This is a genomic window from Mesorhizobium sp. P5_C1 (assembly GCF_054049815.1).
Genome location: NZ_JBFULQ010000600.1, coordinates 1 through 3,144 on the forward strand (window position 1 = coordinate 1; position 3,144 = coordinate 3,144).

The window sequence follows — 3,144 nt, forward strand, 5'->3', positions numbered from 1 at the left end:
ATGCCGGCCATGCCCGGCAGGCAACTAGATATGTTCGCGAAGCGTGTCGGCGATCATGACATCGACACTCTGTGCCGACACTCCGAGGATCGCCTCGGAATCGGAGGAATCGACCAGCAACGGACTTTCGAAGAGGTAGCTCATTTCCACGAGTTCGTGCATCCCCAACGCGTCCATCTGGGCATGCGAGTAGGTGCTGACTTCGGGAGTTTTTTTCCCAGCATCGCCGAGGTCTTCTGCATGATGACCCGGGGCGAAGCATGCTGGGACGGAACGTGAAATGCACGGCCCCATTCTCCAGCATAGGATGAGGCAGCCACAAGTGTTCTGGCCACGTCCTTCGTGAAGGTCCAGGCATGATCCGCATCAAGATTGCCCAGGAAGGTAACGGGTCTCGCATCCAACAGAGAGGGCAATGCCAAAATCGAGAAGTAGGTGACTGCGCCGTACCCAAGGTAATCGCTGGAACGAACCTCAATGGTGGGAACACCGGCGCCAAGGGCTCGCTGCCACATTATGGTTCGAACGGTGCCCTTGCGCGAGGTGGGATCAAGCGGCAGATCGGGGCGAAGCTGGCCCTTGGCATTTGCGCCGTATCCATAGAGATTTCCCAGAACGATCAGTTTTGCGCTGACCATCTTGGCTGCGCGCGTGACCCCATCCATGATCGGGAAAAAATCAGTTGGCCAACGGTCATAGGCGGCCATGGCGCACATGAAAATGGCGTCCGCGCCCCGGCTAATCCGCGCAAGCGCGTCGGCGTCCGTGGCATCTGCCTGGACCGCGCGCACGTGCTTCAGATCAATGGAGCCGACACCTCGGCTTGTGAGAACAACGTCATGTCCGGCTTCTCCAAGCAGGCGAGCGGTTTCCAGCCCCACCGGACCGGCGCCCACAACTACATAGATACTCATGTCAAATTCCTTCGAACGTTGCGATGTCGTCAACGTTAGCCAGGCAACGCATTGAAAATCGCGCGGCATTCGCCAAATGTTCAGCATGTTTCGCCAATCGTTGAGGCCGCCCATGCATCGACAGTTTGCTTCGTCCGCGGYCAACGCCGTTACCATCGCGGCATTGCAGGTTGAGGCCGGCAGCTTCCAATTGCCCCAAGCCCATCGGCACCGCGTCTTCGTCCACGCAAGCGCAGCGACGCGTTCCTATTGCAGCCAGGTTGGGAAGTATTTCGTACGACGCGCCGGCGATATCGATCTCGTACCCGCGGGAGAGGAAGGAGGATTTGAAGCCGAGACGCGGTTCAACACCATTGAACTCAGCCTCTCACCAGCCTTGATGGAGAACGTCGCAGCGGAACTGGGTTCGGCAAGCCTTCGACGGCTTGAGACGCGTCACCTTCTCCGTGACGAACGGATTGAGCATCTCGCGCGCGCGCTCGAGAACGATTTCCGCTCAGGCACACCGAGCGGATCGCTGTTCGCGGATAGCATCGGCGTTGCGCTGGCGGTTCGCCTGCTGGGTCTTGATGAAAAGGAGACCGAGCGAGCGAGCCGTTTGTCCGAGATCCAACTAAAGCGTGTAGTCGACTTCATCGAAGCCCAAATCCAAACCCCGCTGTCCCTGGAAACATTGAGCAGGGTCGCTGGGGTCAGCAATTCACACCTGAGAACCTGGTTCAAAGCTGCGACGGGACTGACCGTTCATCGCTATGTGCTTCGTCGCCGGGTCGAAAGGGCGCGTTTGTTGCTGTTGGCAGGCGACTTCAGCATCAGCGAGGTGGCGCATCTGACGGGCTTCGCTCACCAATCCCACCTTTCCCATTGGATGCGGCGCGAGATCGGCGAAACGCCTCGTGGCATCAAACGGTCGCGCTCCGTTGCCTGACGCGTCAGGGTCCTGAGCCTAGTAACCGTAGTAAAGCCCCAGGCCCCGCTGCAGGGCCGATGCCAGATGCGCCTGCATCGCCGCTGCTGCTGCCTCCGGGTCACGTGCCTTGCATGCCAAGATGACCTGCATGTGCTCGCGCAGGGATTGCAGCACGAGTGGCACGGTGACTTTTCTGTCCAGCCGGATCAGCCGAACGTAGTTGTGCAGCCGCTTGTAAGAACTCTCGATCAATGGATTGTTCAGGCTGGCAATGATGGAGTGATGCAGCAAGGTCTCGAGTTCCTCGAGGTCGGCTCTGACATGGTCGGTGAGCCCGGTGCGCTCGATCTCTTCGATGGTCGACAGATGTCGTCGTTCCAGTTCCGCCAATTCCGCCTCTTCGGCGGTTTGCGCGTAAACACCTGTCGCCGCCCGTTCCAGAATGCTGCGAAACTGATAGGTCGATCTGGTCAATTCGAATCCGGGCTTCACGAACTGGATGCCCGACCGCGAGTGGATGATGACGATCCCCTCCGCCTCGAGCAGCTTGAGTGCATCGCGAAGAGGCGCAACCGGGATCTGGAGCATTTTGACGAGATCGCCTTGCGACAGAAAGGCCCCTGCGGGGATCTTTCGCTCAAACAGCGTTTCGAGAATTCGCGTGTAGGCACGATCGCCAAGGCGTTGGCCCGGTGCCGCTCCGTCGTTTCCGTCGGGCTCCCTTTCGCGCTCAGCCACTTGCTTCACCCCTCTGAATCTGAAATATCTAAACAACATTCTGGAATATCAGATATAGAGACTTTAATATGCGCATCGCAGAATACCGCATCACTCGTTATCAATTCGCTCGTGACCGTATCATAGGTGACAGTCAGGTGCGTATCGATGCGGTGCATGTAGCCGCGCTCGAGCTCGTTGGCGAGGACGGCCAAATTGGACTGGGCTTTGTGCAGAGCTTGTTTCACCCTTTACCCGCCCAGGCGGAGATCGTCCGCGTTTTTGAGGAAGAGGTCTGGCCCGGTCTTGTCGGACAGGCGCCGCTGGCGCTCGTGCACCGGGTCCAGCGGCCCCGCGGCGGCAACCGACGCCTCTTCGGCTTGCCTTTCGAAGAAGCCCTTCAGGTTGCCTTGTGGGATCTGAGCGCCAAGCAGGCCGGCCTACCGTTGCACAGCCTGCTGGGAAGCCGCCGCAAGCGCGTGAGAGCCTATGCCTCAGGTCTCGATTTCCACCTTGGCGACGATGAGTTCCAAGCGTTTTTTGCCCATGCCGACGCCCTCGGGTACCGCGCGTTCAAGATCAAGGTGGGGCACCCCGATTTCG

General features: G+C 59.1%; 3 protein-coding genes and 1 pseudogene. 2 read left to right on the top strand and 2 right to left on the bottom strand.

What is annotated here, in order from left to right; all coding sequences use genetic code 11:
* Nucleotides 1-140: 140 nt before the first annotated feature.
* Complete coding sequence (locus tag ACXJ7R_RS28590; protein WP_457154755.1) at nucleotides 141-1,028, bottom strand: NAD-dependent epimerase/dehydratase family protein; 888 nt, start codon at nucleotides 1,026-1,028, stop codon at nucleotides 141-143.
* On the opposite strand from ACXJ7R_RS28590, the gene ACXJ7R_RS28595 reads away from it, so the two are divergent.
* On the top strand, nucleotides 1,027-1,842 hold the full coding sequence (locus ACXJ7R_RS28595; RefSeq protein ID WP_457154756.1) for a helix-turn-helix domain-containing protein: 816 nt from the start codon (nucleotides 1,027-1,029) through the stop codon (nucleotides 1,840-1,842). The genes ACXJ7R_RS28590 and ACXJ7R_RS28595 overlap by 2 nt on opposite strands.
* An 18-nt stretch (nucleotides 1,843-1,860) precedes the next feature.
* Here ACXJ7R_RS28595 and ACXJ7R_RS28600 read toward each other — a convergent pair whose 3' ends face one another.
* Nucleotides 1,861-2,562 carry a GntR family transcriptional regulator gene (locus tag ACXJ7R_RS28600; RefSeq protein ID WP_457154757.1) on the bottom strand — a complete coding sequence of 234 codons (702 nt, stop codon included), beginning with the start codon at nucleotides 2,560-2,562 and terminating at the stop codon, nucleotides 1,861-1,863.
* 68 nt (nucleotides 2,563-2,630) lie between these two features.
* On the opposite strand from ACXJ7R_RS28600, the pseudogene ACXJ7R_RS28605 reads away from it, so the two are divergent.
* Nucleotides 2,631-3,144, top strand: a pseudogene (locus ACXJ7R_RS28605) (mandelate racemase); the annotation flags it as partial.